The sequence below is a fragment of the Methanospirillum sp. genome (assembly GCF_028679455.1).
Classification (GTDB): domain Archaea; phylum Halobacteriota; class Methanomicrobia; order Methanomicrobiales; family Methanospirillaceae; genus Methanospirillum.
In genome coordinates this window covers 1-18405 of the sequence record NZ_JAJRBM010000418.1, presented here as the reverse complement: position 1 = coordinate 18405, position 18405 = coordinate 1, and the positions used below count along the sequence as shown (strand labels likewise).

20 protein-coding genes and 1 tRNA gene are annotated in these 18405 nt (G+C 48.3%); 9 read left to right on the top strand and 12 right to left on the bottom strand.

Going from position 1 to position 18405, the window contains the following annotated elements; translation table 11 throughout:
- Window positions 1–997 (top strand): ThiF family adenylyltransferase (locus LUQ50_RS14425; RefSeq protein WP_300040856.1); only part of this gene is annotated, 997 nt, incomplete at its 5' end.
- A complete protein-coding gene (locus LUQ50_RS14420; protein ID WP_300040854.1) occupies window positions 975–1436 on the top strand; it encodes a Mov34/MPN/PAD-1 family protein in 462 nt (153 codons plus the stop codon). The genes LUQ50_RS14425 and LUQ50_RS14420, both read left to right, overlap by 23 nt.
- A gap of 147 nt (window positions 1437–1583) precedes the next feature.
- Here the strand turns inward: LUQ50_RS14420 and LUQ50_RS14415 are convergent, their stop codons facing one another.
- The 8 genes from LUQ50_RS14415 to LUQ50_RS14380 all read right to left on the bottom strand — a co-directional run bounded on the left by LUQ50_RS14415 (window position 1584) and on the right by LUQ50_RS14380 (window position 7847).
- On the bottom strand, window positions 1584–2258 hold the full coding sequence (locus LUQ50_RS14415) for a DUF2637 domain-containing protein (protein ID WP_300040852.1): 675 nt from the start codon (window positions 2256–2258) through the stop codon (window positions 1584–1586).
- Window positions 2255–2455, bottom strand: a complete 201-nt coding sequence (locus LUQ50_RS14410) for a hypothetical protein (RefSeq protein ID WP_300040851.1) — start codon at window positions 2453–2455, stop codon at window positions 2255–2257. The genes LUQ50_RS14415 and LUQ50_RS14410 overlap by 4 nt, the downstream gene beginning before the upstream one ends.
- On the bottom strand, window positions 2452–2727 hold the full coding sequence (locus tag LUQ50_RS14405) for a hypothetical protein (protein WP_300040849.1): 276 nt from the start codon (window positions 2725–2727) through the stop codon (window positions 2452–2454). Before LUQ50_RS14405 ends, LUQ50_RS14410 begins: the two co-directional genes overlap by 4 nt.
- Before the next feature lie 31 nt (window positions 2728–2758).
- A complete protein-coding gene (locus tag LUQ50_RS14400; protein ID WP_300040847.1) occupies window positions 2759–5824 on the bottom strand; it encodes a hypothetical protein in 3066 nt (1021 codons plus the stop codon).
- Entirely contained in the window at window positions 5799–6152 is a 354-nt protein-coding gene (locus LUQ50_RS14395) for a hypothetical protein (protein WP_300040845.1), read from the bottom strand. Before LUQ50_RS14395 ends, LUQ50_RS14400 begins: the two co-directional genes overlap by 26 nt.
- A gap of 123 nt (window positions 6153–6275) precedes the next feature.
- Window positions 6276–6413 carry a hypothetical protein gene (locus LUQ50_RS14390; protein ID WP_300040842.1) on the bottom strand — a complete coding sequence of 46 codons (138 nt, stop codon included), beginning with the start codon at window positions 6411–6413 and terminating at the stop codon, window positions 6276–6278.
- A gap of 78 nt (window positions 6414–6491) precedes the next feature.
- On the bottom strand, window positions 6492–7703 hold the full coding sequence (locus LUQ50_RS14385) for a site-specific integrase (RefSeq protein ID WP_300040840.1): 1212 nt from the start codon (window positions 7701–7703) through the stop codon (window positions 6492–6494).
- Window positions 7704–7774: 71 nt separating this feature from the next.
- Window positions 7775–7847: transfer RNA gene (locus tag LUQ50_RS14380), tRNA-Thr, on the bottom strand.
- Between the two features lie 87 nt (window positions 7848–7934).
- Here LUQ50_RS14380 and mmp10 point away from each other — a divergent pair.
- The 7 genes from mmp10 (at window position 7935) to serS (ending at window position 14258) form a co-directional block, all read left to right on the top strand.
- Window positions 7935–9164, top strand: a complete 1230-nt coding sequence (gene mmp10 / locus LUQ50_RS14375) for a methyl coenzyme M reductase-arginine methyltransferase Mmp10 (RefSeq protein ID WP_300040838.1) — start codon at window positions 7935–7937, stop codon at window positions 9162–9164.
- Between the two features lie 182 nt (window positions 9165–9346).
- A complete protein-coding gene (locus LUQ50_RS14370) occupies window positions 9347–9805 on the top strand; it encodes a 30S ribosomal protein S15 (protein WP_300040836.1) in 459 nt (152 codons plus the stop codon).
- Window positions 9806–9818: 13 nt separating this feature from the next.
- Window positions 9819–11051 carry a DHH family phosphoesterase gene (locus tag LUQ50_RS14365; RefSeq protein ID WP_300040834.1) on the top strand — a complete coding sequence of 411 codons (1233 nt, stop codon included), beginning with the start codon at window positions 9819–9821 and terminating at the stop codon, window positions 11049–11051.
- Window positions 11048–11299 (top strand): KEOPS complex subunit Pcc1, encoded by a 252-nt coding sequence (locus LUQ50_RS14360; RefSeq protein ID WP_300040832.1) that lies wholly within the window; start codon window positions 11048–11050, stop codon window positions 11297–11299. Before LUQ50_RS14365 ends, LUQ50_RS14360 begins: the two co-directional genes overlap by 4 nt.
- A gap of 43 nt (window positions 11300–11342) precedes the next feature.
- Window positions 11343–11939 (top strand): 30S ribosomal protein S3ae, encoded by a 597-nt coding sequence (locus tag LUQ50_RS14355; protein WP_300040830.1) that lies wholly within the window; start codon window positions 11343–11345, stop codon window positions 11937–11939.
- 85 nt (window positions 11940–12024) lie between these two features.
- On the top strand, window positions 12025–12861 hold the full coding sequence (locus tag LUQ50_RS14350) for a hypothetical protein (RefSeq protein ID WP_300040828.1): 837 nt from the start codon (window positions 12025–12027) through the stop codon (window positions 12859–12861).
- A gap of 119 nt (window positions 12862–12980) precedes the next feature.
- A complete protein-coding gene (gene serS / locus LUQ50_RS14345; RefSeq protein WP_300040826.1) occupies window positions 12981–14258 on the top strand; it encodes a serine--tRNA ligase in 1278 nt (425 codons plus the stop codon).
- 203 nt (window positions 14259–14461) lie between these two features.
- Here the strand turns inward: serS and LUQ50_RS14340 are convergent, their stop codons facing one another.
- The 4 genes from LUQ50_RS14340 to LUQ50_RS14325 form a co-directional block, all read right to left on the bottom strand.
- On the bottom strand, window positions 14462–14794 hold the full coding sequence (locus LUQ50_RS14340; protein WP_300040824.1) for a P-II family nitrogen regulator: 333 nt from the start codon (window positions 14792–14794) through the stop codon (window positions 14462–14464).
- 99 nt (window positions 14795–14893) lie between these two features.
- On the bottom strand, window positions 14894–17011 hold the full coding sequence (locus LUQ50_RS14335) for a DEAD/DEAH box helicase (protein ID WP_300040821.1): 2118 nt from the start codon (window positions 17009–17011) through the stop codon (window positions 14894–14896).
- Window positions 17008–17814: a MarR family transcriptional regulator gene (locus LUQ50_RS14330; RefSeq protein ID WP_300040819.1), complete on the bottom strand. Its 807-nt coding sequence runs from the start codon at window positions 17812–17814 to the stop codon at window positions 17008–17010. The genes LUQ50_RS14335 and LUQ50_RS14330 overlap by 4 nt, the downstream gene beginning before the upstream one ends.
- Complete coding sequence (locus tag LUQ50_RS14325; RefSeq protein WP_300040817.1) at window positions 17804–18310, bottom strand: ArsR family transcriptional regulator; 507 nt, start codon at window positions 18308–18310, stop codon at window positions 17804–17806. Before LUQ50_RS14325 ends, LUQ50_RS14330 begins: the two co-directional genes overlap by 11 nt.
- Between the last annotated feature and the right edge of the window lie 95 nt (window positions 18311–18405).

Below are 18405 nucleotides of genomic sequence, written 5' to 3'. Positions count from 1 at the left end.
TTATATTTTTATTTTAAATGAACAAGGTCACCTAAGTTGCTTCATTGTGTATAAAAATGATGAATCCTCCAGTTTTTTTAAGGCTGAAATAATACCTGATGATAGGGATACACCGCGTATACCGATGGAAGCCATCCATCTCGATAAAAAATCAGTAGTAGTAATCGGAGCAGGGTCACTCGGTAGCAAAATATCTGTCTCTCTTGTTCGGTCAGGGATAGGTAAGATATTCTTAATCGATCCCGATGTTATGCTGCCAGGAAATATCGTAAGACATGCATTAGATTGGAAATCAGTGGGATTTCATAAAGTGGAAGCTCTCCGTGAAGAATTAATATCATTAGCACCTGGGATCGAAGTTGAAGTGGATAACATACTGATTGCAGGTCAAGAATCCAATACAGCAATGGCAAGGGTAATTGAAAAAGTAGTAAAATATGATCTTCTCGTTGATGCAACTGCAGAATCAAATGTATTTAATCTACTTTCTGCAATCGCCGATCGAGAGGAAATACCTATGCTCTGGGGAGAGGTTTATGGTGGGGGTATTGGGGGTTTTGTCGCTCGGAGTCGACCAGTCATAGGGCCTAATCCCCGAGATGTTAGGAATGCGTACTTATACTATTGTGAGGAACATGGGATTCCAGAATATTTAACAAAGAATAATGATTATTCGACTAGAGGTGACCATCCAATGGTAGCATCTGATGCTGATGTAAGCGTTATCGCTCATCACATGGTCCGATTTGCATTAGATTCCCTACTTAATAGGGACAAAAGCGCTTTTCCCGAAGATCTCTATTTAATAGGTCTCAAGAGTGGTTGGGTTTTTGATTTCCCATTCCAAAATATCGCTATTCATGTCGAAGGTCAACAGACTGCATCTATCATGAAAGAAGGTGAAGGCATCAACCCTCAAGATAAAACAACAGAATGGGCTAATTTCATGAGAGGCCTGTTCAATGGAGAAGATAATGCAGGTTCTGATCCCAAGTAAAATCGTTCATCAAATCATCACTGCTCTAAATCTTGCGAAGAAACGTGAGATAGGAGGAATAATGATGGGCGAACATATTGATGAGAATAAATTCAGAATAAATGAGATAACTATCCAAACCCATGGAGGGACTTTATCTTCATTTATTCGGTCAATTAAGGATTTTACCGAACCCCTCCGATCCTTTTTTAATCGCACGAAACATGAATATACCCGATTTAATTACCTAGGGGAATGGCATTCTCATCAAAATTTCGCATTGATTCCAAGTTCAAAGGATACTTTTACAATGGAGGAAATCGTGATGGATCCTGAATCAAATGTAAACTTCGCGATTCTCCTCCTTGTTCGCATAGGGCAATCAGGGTACTTAGAATCAACTGTAACCCTGTATCAACCAGGAAGGAAAAACACATCTGCTGAAATTATTTACGAATAGATCTGATTGATCAACGGAAAACGAAGGACGTAGATATCATATGATATTTGGTTATCAGGAATAATCAACCTTAATCTATGTGATAAAGTGGATTATTTTATTCTAATCATCCCCTCATTCAATAATTAATCTCACCTACCCCGTTTTTTATGCATACTCCCTGCCATCCCGGTCCGGAATAACAAACTGATTCCCATCTTTCTCCAGCCTCCCATCTTCAAGCAACCGGGCGACATGCCGGGAAACCGTCTGCCGGGCAATGTTCAGGTTCGCAGCTGCAGTAACAAAACTTGCACTCGGGTTCTCCCTGAAGAACTGTAACACCTGGTCAGCTGTTACACCCTTACCGGCACCCTGATGTAACACGGTAACAGGCGGTGTAACATCCCCTCGTTCTGATGTAACATCAGGATATGTAACCGGGGTGTTACCTTTCGGAGATAGGTCAGACCGGACAATCGAGAGCAGGATCTCAACCGATACCATAAGCGTAATCGGCGGGATAGCATGGGAAGCCTGGCTGAGCAGATTATTCGGACTCACCGCCACATTGAACAAAATGCTCACCAGCGTAAAGACCGAGAGCACGATCCACCCGAACCGGGTACTCTCCTGCCGGAGAGAATTCCGGAGAATCAGCAGAGAGCCGGATACCAACAATGAATCAATACAGACCGGCCAGGCCCAGGTGAGAACCGGATCAATCCTCGATAACTCTGCTGCATACCGCAGGTTTGAGAACGAGAGGATGAACGAACAGAGGAGTACAACAATGGTCAGAACACCAGTAAGATTCGGAATCCATCGCTCTATCTGTTTCATGATTCCTCACGAGCCCGGCACTCTTGCCGGTGACAGGGAAGATGGGACGGTCTGCCACACCAGAGCTGATACCTTCCTCCCGGAAGACAGGCAAAGTTGAAGAACCGGCATGGAATTACTGATATTTTCCCTTTGGAGGGGGGGAGGGGCCGGAGCGGAGCGACGGCCCCGACTCCAGACCGTTGTACCTCACTCATGCAGTCGCCCCCTGGGGAGAGGAAATACAATCAAATGCCCACGAAACCGGACGCTTTCCATAAACTTTGGTGTCAGGTCGCCGGTTCACCAGTTCAGAGATCACCATCCGAAGTGGAATCTCCGGAAGTTCTCCGGCTCTCGGGTACTTATGCCGGTTCTCCCGGATCTCCTCCTCGATCACATACCGGGGGATAATCGTCCGGTTCATGGTCTGAACACTCCGTATCGCTTCATCAATCTCGTATGAATACACCGAAACATCTCGTGCCATACTCACATCCTCCCGAAAATAGCAGAGATACTCATGGAGACTCCTCCGGGATGGTCCCGGACCCTCCGGCATTTGCATAACAGGAATCACAGATCGAGATCTGGTTCTCGGGATCTTTCCAGACAGCTTTCCCGATATTACAAACAGAACACCGACCGACATCCACGAAGATCCGCTCCATCCCTGCGGTGTTCAAGGTTCCTGGAAGAGTCCGGAATGATCTCTCCTTCTTCTTCTCAGCGTTCTTGTAGCACTTTTTACAGATTCGCCGAGATGGTTCGTTCTTCCTGGCAAGCCTTCCGGGAGTTATCCGTTCAATATACTCGACATACCGGGCATTGCACCGGTCACATGGCCCCCGGATAGGAACATCAAGATTCTTGAAATCATCAGGATTCACCTCAAACCCGGATCGGGGTTTTGGAGGATCATCAGAAAGGGGAGGGGTGGGTGATGCAGCAGTATCCATTCGAGCGGAACGATAACCCTTGGGAGCGGAAGATGCCGCAGCATTATAATCGCTCGGTTTTTCGTTCTGGCTATCATTCACCGGATTTTCAGGTGCAACATCACTTGGAGCGGAATTCTGGATCGCAGTAACGGGTTTGATGTGCTCAGCTGATGATCGTATTTTTTTCTCTAATATGATCTCCCCACTTTCCGCTACTAAGATTTTATCTTCTTCTATTCCTTCTGATTCCGCTAAAAGTGGCTTCATCTCCTCCCGATTAGTAGCGGAAATTTCCGCAAGTTTCCGCTCGCTTCCGCTATGCCGCTCATTCTTATCAATCTGATCCTCCTCTTCAAGCCATACCGTACCGATCCCGACCCATTTCCGGTATGCATGCATGTCCCACTGGTATGCCCGGGATCTCCGGGAAGTCTTCTCAACCTCATCACCACTGACCAGGGTCCGGTCACAGTACGAGATCGCGGGGCACTTTTCCAGGAGACCTGAGTAGATGTTCCCCTTGCTCTGGTACCCCTGAAGCATCTTGTTTATCACCGAGTTGGAAAGCCCTGACACCTTCTGCAGATCCGTGACCGTGAACTCACTCTGGTTCAGGTGAACAATGAACGATACCATCTCTGCTTCCTTCCGGGTCATCTTCGTGAGCTGCCCGCCACTCTCCCCGGTCAGGATGCTGTAGAGATCTGCCGCATACCGGAAGTCCTCAACCGTTGCAGCAACACAAAGATATCCGGCCTGCTCAATTGTGGACCGCTGGTACTGCATCATGGCAGCCCGAGCATGCACCAGGTCAAGGAGCATGTCCACGTTTCTCCGGTTCCGGGTATCCGAGAATCGGATCCGCTCAGCGTAGGGAATAACCACGTACACAGATCGGAGATGGTTCCAGATCTCCCGGCAGATGAGCACCCGTTCACGGTCTCCATCTGCAAACTGAGGAAGACTCGCAGCAGTTTTCAGGGAGTTCTCCATCACCTTGTAATCCTGCTCGATGGAATCATCAATCCAGCAGGAGAGCATCCTGTTCCAGACCTGATCATCACCTACTCCTTCAACTTTTGCGACCCACCAGACGCAACGCTCCGGAATGGTGCAGGTCTGTCCGGCCCGGTCCTTGTTCACCGTGTCATACTTGAACTCCTTCTTGAACGAGGTCGTAACTCCCTTCAGTATTTCCTGCATCTGCTCAGATAATCCCTGATCATCCAGACAGATCGCAGAACCGGCTTTCAGATCAGTCTTGTAAAAGAGGGCCTTGTCACTCATCCGGTTGGTAGATGCCAGGTCCGGGGGGAGCAGAGAGGACATGGCACTCATGGCATGGCTCTTTCCCTTCCCGGATTCACCGGAGATCGATACATGCAAGCCCAGGGAGTTTACCGAGGACCGGGATGCAAACGACATGGTGAAACAATGGGCTACGGTCAGATCCCCGATATGATCCTCCGCAAAGGTATCAACGATGTACTGAACCGGATCATCTTCGGTAAGAATCCGTAAGGCTTCTGCTTTTATCCGGTTTTCTTCATCAGTCGGTTCAGCCCTGGCTTGTTCAAGAATCGCACGTTTGTCTGATTTCTTGTTGTACGTGGTCGCCCCATCCCCTCCGGGAGATGGCTTCTGATGATTCGTTCTCCTTCCTTCGTAAATCTCCCGAAGCTCCTGCCACCGCTGAGAACCCGAACCACAGGAGTTGTGATGGCATCCGGCGAAGATACCACCAGAAGAAAACTGAATCGCAAAAGCGCCGTCCTTATGAGCCGTGGAGAACGGGCACTCATCCAGAATAAAGATCGTACCATCTGCATACGGTTTCTGCTCATAGGAAAGACCGTGTGTGTCAAGCCAGGTACCGAGGTCAATCGGTTGCGAAGACCTTCTTCGGGTCTGCTTTACTGGTTCATCCTTCGGGAGAAGAGTAGCCAGAGATCGGATCTGATCACAAGTAACGGCACAGATTTCGGGCGGCGTCTCGGTGACCGCTGCCCGCCTATGGGACCGGGTCGGGGTATTATCACCCTTACGGGAGACCGTTCCATACAATTTCCAGATTCGTGCAGCGTTGAAATTCGCGGTATCAACAACACACTTCGAATCCGTGAAAAGTACCGATAAAGTGTTCAGGGCATCTTTGATCAGATCCCGGATCTCTGGTTCGTTTGGGAGATCAATCCGGTAGAGGAGATGAGCTCCATTCCCCGAGTCAGCACAGATCGGATCAGGCCAGCACAGCTCAGATAGATACTCCTTAATGATATCCGCTTTCGCAAGAGCGTTCTCATGTTCTTCTTCAGACGATGAAACACCCGATGGCCGGACCGGATCAATGTCAATTGGAAACCACCTTCGCCTGATGATGTCAGAATCGGCAGTCGTGGAATCTTTCTTGCTCAGTCTGATCTTTATCCGGTTGGCTCTCCTGGCAAGGAGGTCGGGATTCACCGCATTCAGGGTAACATAGATCCCGGTGGTGGTGCGGTCCGCATCAAGCAGAAGTACATCAGCCTCAGCTTTTTCAAGCGAGTCATAGTACCCCGAGGAGATTCCGGAGTCAGTGATTGCACGAATTTCAAAGACTGCTCCGGTTTCTATGAGAAGATCAAGCGCAGACCTGATCCCGATCATACTTCCCCTCTTTGATGAGCAGAGCTCCACCGGGGAGGATCACAAATCGCTTCCAGAAGGAAGGATACTTGATCCAGAACTGACACTCGCCCGGCGCTTTTCCCATGCGAACCAATTCAGAAAGCTGGTTGACACTCTCTGAATAGCCGCTAATACTCACTGATCGTGAGCGGCGAACTGATAAACACAAAATGGTGGAAGCACTCTTCCAGGCTAACAAGTCAAAGGGAGCCGGACTTACAGCTCTGAGTACCTGATAGCCTTCCTGTTCAAGAATCCATTTTGCTTCAATTTCCACCGCTTTCCCCTGCGGGTGATTAGCGGGCATTTCCGAATCTCCTATCGTTCGGATGGAAAATTTTTTGAGCGAGCAAAAGAAAGGTTAGGTTGCCTCCCTCAGCTAATCCCTGAAATTTAGTCGTGGATGGAATTATGTTTGAGCGGGGGCATTCTATTCTTTGCATGGTTCACCTCTGACAAGGCGGATGATACCACGATCCTCCATGAATTCACCAAGACCGACAAAGCCGGTTCTTAGCTCGTACGATTTCATGAGATCGTAATCGACTGTTGGCACATCTGTGTTCATGGCTTTCACCATCTCCGATCAGGCTCTCTCAAAAACCTTCACGGCGCTAATAATTTGATTTATTGGATGTAAAGGTTTCTACTGTGATTTCGGGGTAGCTGACAATTTATTTAAGTATTCTGATATTGCACTGGCATTTTTAATGATTAAATCCTGAAGCTGCTTGTTATCGGTGATATGAGTGGAGTCGAGTAACTGGCCGCAGATGCTGCAAAATTTGCTGATTGGGCTGCAAATCTCTTTACAGCAGGGACAGACTTTTGGTTCGAGATTCTTGTCTTTCTGCTTTTTCTGTTCTTCAGTTAAGCCATACAGATTGAATAATTCCCGATCAATGTCTGAACCAGTCAGATGAGCATAGGTCGCAAACATTTGTGAGGTTACTGAACCCCACATCATCAATTTGATAACCGATTCTGAAATCCCCTGTTGCATAAGATGAGTTATCCGGGAATGACGGAAGAGGTGAGGAGTAATATGTTTAGTAATCCCTGCTTTTTTGGTAATTCGCTCTAATTGTCGGGTTACTGATCCATGAGTGAGCGGCATGTTCCGACTGTTTAAAAACAACAGACTTTCATCGGTGACCGGGAGCGGGTAATCTGCTTTCCACGTTGCGAGATACTCCTTGCTCATAACCAGCCGGATATATCGCGGTTTTCCGTTTTTAAAGGTGACATTTACGATAACGCCGGCACCGTCAAACCGGAGATCTCCCCATTTCATGCAGCCGATCTCACCGACCCGGAATCCACCTTCATACATCATGAAGAAGAGAGCCCGGTCTCGTGACCAGCTGCAGGCATTGATAAACTGTTGAATCTCATCAGGGGTGAGTAAATCCTGGGCAGATTTCGTGTTGGTATCAACCCCAGGAGGCTGGATTGCCTTGATCTTTTTCAGGGGGAGAGAAACTTCCTCATTGTCCAAGAGCCAGAGATAGAACGATTTGAGGATGATTATCAGATCCCGCTTGGAGTTGAGTTTATACGCTTCATGGCGTTTAGACTGCTCTGCATGGATTTTTTCAATGCCAGAATAGATGGATAAAATAGTATTCTCCCGGAATGGAAGAACAAACCTTCGAACCGTGATGAGAGAAGAAGCAATCTTGTAACAGCGTTTCACGCCGATGTTTTTCGTAGCCTTCCGTTCAGCAATATACAACCGAATCAGATCTGCATCTGAACCAGTTATTCTGCCGTCAGAGACAGCAGTATCAATCAACCGATAGGTGTAGGTGTCATCGATTCCATGAAACCTATCGGTATCAGTTTTCTGGGGATACATAATATTGACTCTACGATTACCGCGTATAAGTCAATTGAGAGAGTGAGAGAGATTTGAACAAGATGTCCTGAAGCCTCAGCCGAGATTTGAACTCGGGACCTGTTGATTACAAGTCAACCGCTCTGCCAGCTAAGCCACTGAGGCGCGAACACATATTTCTCGATATACCTATTAATACTGTTGCTGCAAGTACCGTTCGCTATATCTCTTCAGATTACAGACCTTATCATCATGGCTCAGCTGACGGTGGACATCGGTGGAAGACCGGGACTCGATTGCCGGGGATTCTGTACCTACTGTTACTTTAAACACGCACAGGAAGTCCCCCCGTTCGGCTGCCGATACTGCCTCCCGTTTACCAAGGGGTGTGAATACTGCACCCGGAGTGTACAGGAGCGATATACCGGATTCAAAGACCTGAAAGAGGTAGCAGGGGATACCCTCGCAAATCTGCAACTCCTCTCCGGGGATCTCACCCGCATTACCATCAGCGGAGGCGGCGATCCCAGTTGTTATCCCGAATTTACTGATCTTATCGAACTCCTCGCCAGCCTTGAGGCACCCCTTCACATAGGATACACCAGCGGGAAAGGATTTGATGATCCAGCAATTGCTGACTTTCTCATCAGTTCGGGACTCACCGAGATCTCATTCACCGTCTTTGCGGCAGACCCTGAGCTCCGCCGCAGATACATGCATGATCCAACCCCTGAAACCTCACTCGAAATCATCAAACGACTCGCTGGAGCAATCGATGTCTATGCTGCCCTGGTAATCCTGCCAGGCATTAATGACGGAGTGGTGCTCACAAATACCATACGCTGGCTGGAAGATGTCGGTGCAAAAGGGGTAATACTCATGCGGTTTGCAAACACAACCGTCCAGGGTCTGATCCTTAACAACGCACCGATAATCGAACAACAACGGACACAGACTGTTGAAGAGTTTGCTGATCTTGTCCGCCAGACAAAGGCCATAACCACGATGCGGATATCAGGAACACCACTCTGTGATCCCGATCTCGGTTCCCCGTTTGCCATCCTTGAAGAGCCCGAACTTCAGGAACTACTCCCAAGAATTCATCGACGTGCTGCCATCATAACCGGAACAGTTGCAGAACCGGCTATCCGGGCGATTCTAACCAAAAAAGGAGATAACACAGAGGTTATTCCGGTACAAAAGGAGATCGCTGATCTCATCACCATTGAAGATCTCAAAGCCCTCGATCTCTCACTCCTACCAAGCACCATCGTCATCCCTGGCCGGGCATTTGTACATCTGGCAGAGGCAGAAGAGGTTCTTTCTGCAGATGGTAAGATGAGAACGGTCCTCAGAGGGCCTGAGATGCTCACTGCTGACGGTGAAACCTCGATGGGAATGGATCGGGATAGTGTTCTTGCTCTGGAAATGGCAGGATTCTCATCCCTGATCAATCTCATCAACCAATATGGTGAAGAATAACCTTATCCCCCTGTAGCAGTAATTATATTCCGCACTTTTACAAAGGTGCTGGCAGATGTAAATCCGACGTGGTGTATGGCCACGGCCGATAAGGCTTTGGGATTGCAGGGAGTCAGCAGAAATAGCTGTCACTCTTTTCCCGGCAGGATTATACTCTGTTCATGTAACGGAGGCTTTTAGATATGGCAAGAATGCATGCTCGCAGACGAGGTATCTCCCGTTCAGTACGGCCGTACCGCACCTCTGCGCCCGAATGGTCAAACACCGACAAGGAAGCGATCATCAAGCAGGTCGTTGATATGAAGAAGGAGGGTGTCTCCAGCGCCCAGATCGGTCTCATTCTACGTGATAAGTTCGGTGTTCCGAGTGTGAAACTCGCAACCGGCAAGCGCGTAGACGCAATTCTGCGAGAGAACGGACTTGAATCCAGCATCCCCGAAGATCTTCGCAACCTGATCGAGAAGGCACTCGGATTAAGAAAACACCTGAGTGAGAATAAGAAGGATCTGCACAACAAGCGCCAGCTCAACCTCACTGAGGCAAAAGTCAGGCGCCTTGTCAAGTACTACGTCAAGAGCAAACGCCTTCCGGCAGGCTGGTTATACAAGCCGGAGACCGCAGAAATTCTCCTCTCCCGCTAATACGGTTATCAATATGTCCATTGACACTGCTGCGAAGGATCTGGCATCCCAGATAATCCGACAGGACCAGGTGGAGATACGCTGCCACCATGACGCTGACGGAATCGCAGCAGGGGCGATCATGAGTATTGCACTCTACCGTGCCCATATCCCGTTCCGCCTTCGGGTCACCCCCCGGATCCAGAGCCAGGATATCCCAAAAGGAGGAAATATCCTGCTCTGTGATCTGGGATCAGGGATCTCTGACCTCCCGGAAGAGACGATGGTCATCGATCATCATCTTCCCCTTTTCGAAGGCCCCTATCATGTCAACCCCCGTCTCTCTGGAATTGATGGTGATTATGAACTCTCCGGGGCAGGAGCCGCATACCTGGTAGCAAATGTCATCGGTGACAACCGGGATCTAGCCGGACTGGTCATGACCGGAATCATCGGAGATGGTCAGCGCCTAACCGGTAAGAATCAGGAGATCTATCTCGAAGGGATGGGGAATGGGATCATCACTAAGAAACGGGGAGTCAGACTCGCCGGAAGAGATCTTCCGGAACAGTTGATCCTTGCTACTAACCCGTACTTCCCTGGTATTTCTGGCAATGAAGCAGAAATAACTGCTCTTATCAACCAGTGTACCCCTGAAAGTTCAGATATTTCCACCGATTCCCTCCTCTCACTGCTCATTCTCGGAGCAGCTGAATGGAATCGGTCTGAATCTCTGTTAAATCTGTACGGTGACGTTTACCAGTTGGAACGTGAAATCTCACCAGATGCCCATACCATGACTATGCTCATTGATGCATGCGGAAAGGAGGGGGAAGGGAGTATTGCAGCATCAATATGTCTCCGTTCCTCATCTGACCTCGGCAGAGCATGGGAGATCGCCAGAGAACACCGGCTTCGGCTCATCAATGAACTCGGTCAGACTCTGGCAAAGACCCGGAATGAAGGAGATCAGGTGTATGAGATCAGTGACAAAAGACTGGCAAGTGACATGGCTGACACAATCAGTGGATGCAAGGATATCGACCGTTCAGTGATTGTGGTCGCCGGAGAGGAAGATGGTACCAGCCATCTCTCGATCCGCGTACCGGAAAGGGGTCAGGCAGGAACAGATCTAGGCACTCTCGTTCATACCCTGGCAGCAGAATGCGGAGGGTATGGCGGAGGCCACACAAACCGGGCAGGAGCAACGATCGCAAGCGAACACATCTCCCGGTTCATCGCCGGAATTCACGAGGTCTATGCATGAAGATCACCGGAGTCATCAGAACAGTCCATGAGAACCCGGCATGCATCGCTGCATCAGTTGCTGCAGATAACCTGAAAGAGATGGATACGCAGGCTATCGGGTCAGATGGGATACAGGTTGTTGAGACAAGGATTTCTGGGACCAAAATCCGTTCAATTATTGCGTCAGTGGACGATTATCTCGCAAATATAACCGTATCTGAGGAGTTATGCAAAAAAGATTCTGGCCAGAAGAGGTCAGAACACTGATCGGAGCGATCAGATATGTTATCATAACACATGGAGTCAAAATATGGCAGGAAAGAAACAGTCAGGAAGAAGAGTTGAAGGATGGAAGGCGAAGTCCTGGTATAAGGTCTACAGCCCTGAGAATGTCGGCAAGGTCTATCTCGGTGACACTGTCGCTGATGATCCGGCCAAGCTGATTGGCCGAGTCATGACCGCACCGCTCTCCGAGCTGGTGAATGACTACGCCAAGCAGAACGTCAAGATGAAGTTCGCCGTGACCGAGGTTGCGGGAGATTCCGCATACACCTCATTCATTGGACACGAGATAGCCAGAGACTACATCAGATCCCTGGTTAAACGTCGGACATCCAGAATTGAGGGTATTGTAAACTTTGTAAGCAAGGACGGCAGGAAGGTCCGGGCAACGGTTACCTGTTTCACGCTCTCCCGTGCTGATCAGAGCCAGCAGCACCTTATCCGCAGGGTCATCACCGAAGATGTTGTCAAGTTCGGAACCGAAAATGAACTCGGTGTCTTTGTCAACGGGATCATCAACGGCGATATCTCCAAAGATACCTTCCGCAAGGTCAAAGAACTCTATCCAATCCGCAGGATCGAGATCATCAAGACCAAGGTTGAGCTCCCCAAAATCCAGAAGTAATTCAGGATTCTTTTTTTTCAGTGCCGATTCGATAACTCTTTTCACCGGGAACCCGGATATCTGAGCAGACAGATGGAGTTGTACCATGCGGTTAGCTGAATTTTTTGAGACTGATGAAGCCAGGCTTGTTGAACCACTCTTCTCTGATCTCTGTTACACTGAGATGGACGAACTGCTCATGAATATCCCTGCTGAGCGGAGCCGTATTCTGATTGATGAGAACGAAGAGGTTTTGAGTGTAGGTCTGGAGTCAGCAGATGGCGGGATTCAGGCATCCTGCTTCCATCTACGCACTCCTTCTGAGACACTTCTTTCCAGGCTTGAAGAGATGGATGGCGATATATTTCAGATTCCCAGGCGGATTTTTGAAGATACCATCAGAAGATACTATTCAGATACGCTTATCACCACAAGCGTTATGGCATCAAATGATCTCAATCCGGAGCGTCTCTCCATCACCCGTGATCTCATCAGTTCGGTGGTTGCCAATGAACAGGATCTCACGTGTCTGGATTGTTGCTGTGGAACAGGAATCGGATCATACCTGATGCGTGATATGGGGCTCAACCCCCTCTCGTATGATAATGATGATGCACTGCTCGCCCGGGGGTTGTCCGAGGGACGACTCCTTCCAGAACGAACCATGTGGATAGACGGAAGACTTCTGGATGCTTATCTGACCGAACCGGTTGATTGTGCATTTGGATTTATGTTTGGAGAACTCCAATCATTTAACCATGATATCTGGTCAGAGATCGTGTCGGTTATCTGTGAAGTATCAGAACGGACACTGATCACGGTCGGAACAGAACCAGAAGCTGCGATCATTCGTGAGTGGATGCAAGATGCAGGCAAAAATCCGGAGATCTGGGAGAACGATAAAGATCCGATATATGATCGCTGGGTCTGTTCAGCAGACTAACAATATCAAAAATTCGACAGGTTATGATTGTACTGAAACATCACAGTGATGTGATTGAAGAACACATAGATCAGGACACGAGGAGATATCAATAATGAGTGGAATAACGGGTGAAACTAATGCTTGATATCAGGTTTGTGAGAGCAAATCCCGAGATCGTTAAGGCTGACCTGATCAAACGAAACGATACCGGGAAAATTCCCTGGGTCGACGATCTGCTGAGTAAAGACACCCGACACCGCGAACTGATTGGTCAGAATAATGAACTGCGAAGGCGCCGTAACTCGATATCTTATGATATCAATCGTGCGAAAAAGGCTGGTGAGGATGCATCATCCCTGATAACAGAGGCCGCAAGTCTTCCGCAGAATATCAAAAATAATGAAGCAGAGATGGATGAACTCTCTGCACAGATCCGTTATTTCCTGATGCGTCTGCCCAATATTCTTCATGATAGCGTTCCTCAGGGAAAAGATGACACCGAAAATCTGGAGATCAAAAAGGTAGGCACTCCACGGACCTTTGACTTTGAACTCCAGAATCATGGTCAGCTCGCTGTTGATAATGATTGGGCAGATTTTGAGCGGGCAACCAAAACCTCGGGTGCAGGATTCTACTTCCTGAAGGGAAACCTGGTTCTTCTCGATCTGGCTCTTCAGCGGTTTACTCTTGATATGCTGATCGAGCGGGGATTTACACCGATAGCTCCGCCGTATATGATCAACCGGGAATCCTACGAAGAAGTGACTGATCTCGACGATTTCGAGAAGGTGATGTACAAAATTGATGGCGATGATGCATACCTCATCGCTACCAGTGAGCATCCCATCGCTGCAATGTTCCAGGATGAGATCTTTGAGGAGAAGGATCTGCCAATCCGTCTAGCCGGAATCTCCCCCTGTTTCAGACGTGAGATCGGTTCACACGGACTAGATACCAAAGGGCTCTTCCGGGTGCACCAGTTCCATAAGATAGAGCAGTTTGTGTACTGTAAACCTGAAGACTCCTGGCAGATACATGAGGAACTCAGGGAAAATGCCGAAGCAGTCTTTCAGAAACTCGAACTTCCCTACCGTCTGGTAAACATCTGTACCGGGGATATTGGTACAGTTGCAGCAAAAAAATACGATATCGAGGCCTGGATGCCGAGAGAAAATGCATATCGGGAGGTTGTGTCCTGTTCGAATTGTACCGCATATCAGGCAACCCGTCTGAATATCAAAGTCCGTGACAGTAAAGACTTTGAATCAAAGCAGTACGTTCACACCCTCAATTCTACTGCGATTGCAACATCCCGGGCAATGCGGTCAATTCTTGAAAACTATCAACAGCAGGATGGATCAGTCGAGATTCCAAAAGTGCTTGTTCCCTACATGAACGGAAAAGAATACCTTTGAGAATTCAAAATATAACCTATTTTTGTTAAAAGTTATCATCTCTACTCCCGAAAGAAGGGAAAACGGGGATTTGAGGATGGCTTCCCGATAGTATTGAAAGGATATGGGAGTTCAGAATTCCTCTGGATTATTACAGATTGACTCTGTTGGAGGAAATTGCAAGAGATACCAATCTGATTAAAATATTCTGAATGAGGTGTTGCTCACTCAGTGATCTCCTCATTGGTCCTGATTTTGATCGATTTGGAAACTGGCATGATAAATATTCGTCCGTCTCCAATTTTTCCGGTGTACGCACCTTTCTTGATCGCTTCGATAACAGCATCAGCAGTTTTGTCACTGACTACGAGTTCAATCTCAACCTTTGAAATGAGATCAATTTCTATCGTTCCGCCCCGGTACTGGAGACTGATTCCTTTCTGTTCTCCCCGACCCTGAACCTCGGTTATAGTCATCCCGAAGAAGCCTGCCTCTTCAAGCGCTGCTTTTACTGCATCGAGCCGTTCTGGTTTTATTATTGCTTTGATCAACTGCATATTCATACCTCTTTATCGATCTTTTTGATTGATGTATTCTCTCTCCGTGCTTGGGATATCCAGTTTGCGAGCTCAAAACAGAAAGGGGGATGAGTTATTTTACCGGGATGAGGAACGATGCCGCTTGCGTGACTTCTTTTTTCCAATTTCAGCAGGGGTGCCCCGTAGTTCCTCACTCCGGTTTTTTTGCCTCTGAAGAAGGGATGCTTCTTCATCGGTTGCACAATCCAGTTCGGCAAGAATTTCCAAGGGATCTTTTGTTTCTTTGACTAAATCCATAATCCGGGTGAGTCGATCAACCCCGATAAAATGTTCAGCCATCAGACGTGAGAGAGGAGTGAGGTGAATTGTTCCCCCTTCCCGTGAGATGAGATGTCGCTGAAGCAGGAGATCCTCAACCGGCTCAGGCTCACCGACCAGGTTCGCCTCAATCTTCAGCATGGCACTCCGATCCCCCCCTGCAACCACCGCATTAGAGGCATAGATCTCAGAACTCTGTTCTAAGGTATAGACAGGGGCAACCTCACCCATCTCACCTTTCAGAAGACCCATGGCAACCTCCTCTTCAGTCATTCGGGAACTACGGGAGTACGAGCCGCCAGGCTCTGCAAGGATCACAACCTTACCGAGGTCATGATAATCAGGCCTTCCTGCCCTGCCAGACATCTGCTGAAACTCCTGGACTGTAAGCCATTCTATCCCCATAGCCAGGGAATCAAAGATTACCTGAGAGGCTGGAAAATCAACACCGGCAGCAAGAGCAGCGGTTGTGACAACCGCTTTAAGCTGGCCTTTCTCAAACTTATCTTCAACCAAACGACGCTCTTCCTGGGTAAGGCCTGCATGGTAGGGAGCTACCCCCTCACCTAATTTATCAGCGATTACATGACACCGGGCACGCGAGTTGGTAAAGACAATTGTCTGGTTATGGAAACCTTTCGTTGAGACTTTAGTATACTCATCCTGTACCAGTTTCTTCTCGGTCGGTATCTTCTGCTGACGTTCAAGAAATATGAGGTACCGTTCCAAAGTCACCGGCCGGTTATCATACCGAACCAGTTCACAGGATAATTTTTTTGCTAGCAGGTTGGGCAGCCCGATCGTTGCACTTAAATACAAAAATTGTGCTTTGGGAGAATTGAACTTGAGGCGTGCAATCAGACCATCAAGCCGGTGGCCTCGTTCTTTATCTTCCAGCATCTGGACTTCATCGATTACCACGGTCCCGATATCGTGCAACTGAGTTCCGCATCTGAGCAGATGATCAACCCCCTCATAAGTTGCAATAATGATCGAGGCACGCCGGTCACGATTCCCTGGCCGGCGGTTATCACTGACCTGAATACGACTTGTACCGGTAATAATTGAGATTTCAGCAATCTTTCCATATCGTTTCGCAAACCGGTCATACTTTTGAAATGCAAGAGCGACCAGCGGAACGAGAAAGATCATACGCCCCCGTTTTTCAAGGAGATTCTTGAAACCTGCCATCTCACCGATAAACGTCTTTCCACTTGCAGTTGCTGCTACTACCAGCAGATCTTTCCCGTATAACAACCCTGCTTCGACCGCAATCTGCTGGACCGGCATCAGGGACTCAACATTCGCGAGATCCACGAACTGGCGGGGCAGCGGGAGTTCTTCAAGCCGGCTCGTATCGAGAACCGGGTGTGCAATCAACCGGTCATACAACGTATGATCGATTGAATGCTCATCAGGCTCAATGGTCGCAAGTACTCGGTCAATGCTTCGGTATTTATCAAGGAGTTCATCAAGATGGGAGAGCGCGTTTCTTCCCAGTCTTCCCATATGAGCGAGTTCACGCCTGAGTTCCTTACGGGCACAGGGAAGACAGATCATCTCATCCTTCCCGTAACTGATCGCCTGACTTGGATCAAGTTCAGCGATACGATCTTCCATCAGACAAAACCGGCATAACTCCACATAAGAGAATGGAATCTGAAGATCATGGAGAAACGCCTCGAAGGGACCATCTGGTGTGGTCAGCCTGACTTTCGCCCGCCTTAAATGGATAACCAGATCCCTGGTTGGCAGATTCTTATACCCGGCGCTGGTACCACGCCTCATCCGGTAATGAGATGGCCTGATACCTTTTGGGGTATCAACCAGATCGATGATAGCAGTTGCATTCACATGATGGGTTTCATAAAAAAGGATCCGGTAATATTTCTTCGTGGGCTGGACTATTGCCTTCATGACGCTACCAGATCATGAATCTCATAACTCAGTTCTGCCTGTTCGAGTTGCTTTAAAAACTCAGTGAAAAATTCATCCACAACCACAATACCACAGGGAATCCCATGAAGGGCAGCCTCAATGGTGCCTTCCCGGGAGCCAAAGTAGAGATCAGGAACCCTCCCAATCTTCTTGAGCGAAACCCATGCTTCCAGTCCGACACAGGCAACCACAGAGACTCCTCCAATCACCTCGGTTAGCTGATCTAGTCGGACATTCCGTGAACCTCCCCGTTCTACCCGGGGAACCTTACAGACCTGCACGATAGACTCCTTATGATCAATGATACCATCCAATTTGGCAACACCGGTCTCTTCCCCTTTCGGGGTATCGATAGCGATCTCACCATTCGCTGCAGACTGTTTCTTGGAGGCATACAGGATCCCCCCTTTCATATAAACGCCGACCCGGTCCCCCTTTTTAAGATCCTCTGCAGCAATTGCGGTCCAGACCGAGACCTGGTGTATGATGTCATGTCTGACGTGTCGTGCAAACGTCTCAAGCATCTCGGCATTCTGAAGGATCCATTCGATTCCTTCACGGGTGACCTCATACCTCCCCCGGCCGGGAGCCTTGATCATCCCTTCATCTACCAAGTCACGGATGTATTCAGATATTGCCTGCGGAGTAACACCAAGCATCGCTGCTATCTCCTGCTGGCGTACAGCAGGCTGATGCTCCGCTATCTCAACCAGGATCTGAAACCGGGAGACATCCCGTTTATTTCGTAGGATTGTATATCCTAGCTCATCCTCATTCTTCAAGAATCACCAGTCCCTGACCCTTTACGTCGAGATGAGGAACCCGCTTTGCTACTCCTTTAATGTAGATTGGAGTAACTCCAAATCTTCTGGCAATATCATTGATTGAGGAGTTACCCCGTGATAATTCGCCCTCAAGACTGACGCCTTTGACCCCAACCTCGCTCTCTTCAGTAAACGCAATAGAGAGCAGATCTGCAAGATCAGAAAAGTTACATTGAAAATTTGCCCTGAACTTACTATACGTTGCCTTGTATTCTTTCTCCGGTTTCTTTCCCGGCTCAGGCATGCGCCACTTTTCCTCAAGAAGGTTACCTTTCTTTAGGATAAGCAGACAATCCCGGACTCCATCCTCCCCCACCACATCGCTGATCTCGCTCTTAGTCATCCAGTTCTTGTTCAGCATGTCAAGAATCTTTTTATACACGGTATTATTAAAGATGACAAAAAGCGGGACCAGTTCTACGGGATCATTTACTATTCTGATATGACCCGTCAATTCAAAACCCTATAATAATAACGTCTGATAAAAAAATAAAGGTTTGTTGTGTGAGTAATGGGAAGACAGGGCCGGATAATTATCAAGGGGATCGT